The organism is Endozoicomonas sp. ONNA2 (genome assembly GCF_024606365.1).
Lineage (GTDB): Bacteria > Pseudomonadota > Gammaproteobacteria > Pseudomonadales > Endozoicomonadaceae > Endozoicomonas.
The window spans coordinates 1-1656 of sequence record NZ_JAHHPO010000133.1 but is presented as its reverse complement, the minus strand read 5'-3'; the positions used below and the strand labels follow the sequence as shown (position 1 = coordinate 1656).

Annotated in this window: 3 protein-coding genes; 2 read left to right on the top strand and 1 reads right to left on the bottom strand. The window is 46.1% G+C overall.

Annotated features, from left to right (window positions below; genetic code table 11):
* Nucleotides 1-77: 77 nt before the first annotated feature.
* Nucleotides 78-659, bottom strand: a complete 582-nt coding sequence (locus tag KDK14_RS02510; protein ID WP_257263446.1) for a hypothetical protein — start codon at nt 657-659, stop codon at nt 78-80.
* Nucleotides 660-784: 125 nt separating this feature from the next.
* Between KDK14_RS02510 and KDK14_RS02505 the strand changes: the two genes are divergently transcribed.
* A complete protein-coding gene (locus KDK14_RS02505) occupies nt 785-976 on the top strand; it encodes a hypothetical protein (RefSeq protein WP_257263445.1) in 192 nt (63 codons plus the stop codon).
* 299 nt (nt 977-1275) lie between these two features.
* Nucleotides 1276-1599: an iron donor protein CyaY gene (gene cyaY / locus KDK14_RS02500; protein ID WP_257263444.1), complete on the top strand. Its 324-nt coding sequence runs from the start codon at nt 1276-1278 to the stop codon at nt 1597-1599.
* Nucleotides 1600-1656: the final 57 nt, after the last annotated feature.

Sequence of the window (1656 nt, the reverse complement as noted above, 5' to 3'; positions counted from 1 at the left end):
GTTTAATAATTTTAAACGAGGCTGAACAAGGCAGGCTAAACCTGCCGGATATCTGATAAGGCGAGATTTGGAAAGAGTTACTTCTCTGGCAGACGGTGTTTTATCATCTGACCAAGGGTGAGTATGTCTTTTCGAACCTCTTTTACTTGACTCTCCACCCCTTCAAGACGCTGATTGATACCACCGAGCCACTCATTGGTACTGCCGAGTCGCTCATTATTTTCATCCAAACGTTCATTGGCTTCATCAAGGCGCTCGCTATTTTCGCCAAGGCGATCATTCGTCTCGTTTAAACGTTCATAGGTTTCATCAACACGTTCATGGGTGCCATCGACCAGTTTGTTGGTTTCATCCAGCCGACCGTTAATGGTGTCCAGATGTTCGCTGATATCATCCAGAATTTTGTGAGCATTCGTCATTAACTCATTGGTGCGTTCAAAACCCGCCAGCGTAGACTGGGCCAGTTCGGAGACATCCTCTTTAACACTGGTAACCTCCGCCTGAATACCTGACATATTGACCTTGACGCCAATGATCTCATGCTGGTTTTTCAGTGCGATGTGTTTGATATCCGCCATCGCTTTCACCAGACCATGAATTGTGTTGTAGAGGGACTGGTGTTGCTTCTCCAGCATCTCAACTCTTGTTTCTAGCGACATACAGCTACCTGTCTTTTGTTGTTACAAAGCCTTGTGTTAAACCATTTTATAGTTAGACAACCATGAAGCACTCCTATTGGAGATTATTGAAAAAAGAGTGCTATGTTTCAGCCCGGATTCAGGCGATGGCATTTCTATATAATAAGTTATGCATTGACTGCATGATCAGCATAGCAGAGCCCGGGTTTATTGATGAGGGAATTGAAATCATCCCCCGGCTAAATCGCTGGGCGGGGATTCCCGTTAGTCACGGATTCCTGTTTCATCGTTCGTTGCCGGGAGAACAGTGGGGCCGCCCAAGCCTGGTTATCACATAGAAGTTCTCACAATGAGAACTTCTACGATGACAAAGCAACGGTGCGCTCCACTTGGCATTCCTCCAGCCCAGAGGCAGGTCTACAAAAGACTGGTTAAGATTAGCAGTGATTTTTGAAACCGCAATATCAGGATTAGAAGATCAGAATGTGCGCAAGCAAAGGATGTTAAGGAGCCACTTGGCCCGGATATTTGGTCATTACAAATCAAAAAGCTATTTCAATCGTTTGCGTTTCTTTTAAGGAAAGCTTCAGGAGGCTAAAATTCACCCATTCAGATTAAATTGTGTACCGAGACAGAAATGAAAGAGCGGCAATATAACGAACTTCTGGATGAACTGATGCTGGCTATCGAAGACGCCATAGAGGATGCCGGACTGGACATTGACTATGAAACTTCAGCAGGCATTCTCACCTTAACCTGTGAAGACCTCAGTAAAATTATTCTCAGCCGCCAGACACCGCTGCTGCAATTATGGATGGCCGCCCGCAGTGGTGGCTTCCATTTTGGCTACGATGCAGAACGGGGTGAGTGGTTGCTTGATGGCAAGAGAGAAACTTTACCCGACGTGCTCAACCGCTGCCTCACAGAACAAACCGGAAAAACAGTCCAGTTATTTCTTTAGCACGGATATTTCATAAACTGCCCCGTATCTCGCGCACGACCACATGGATGTGGGAGG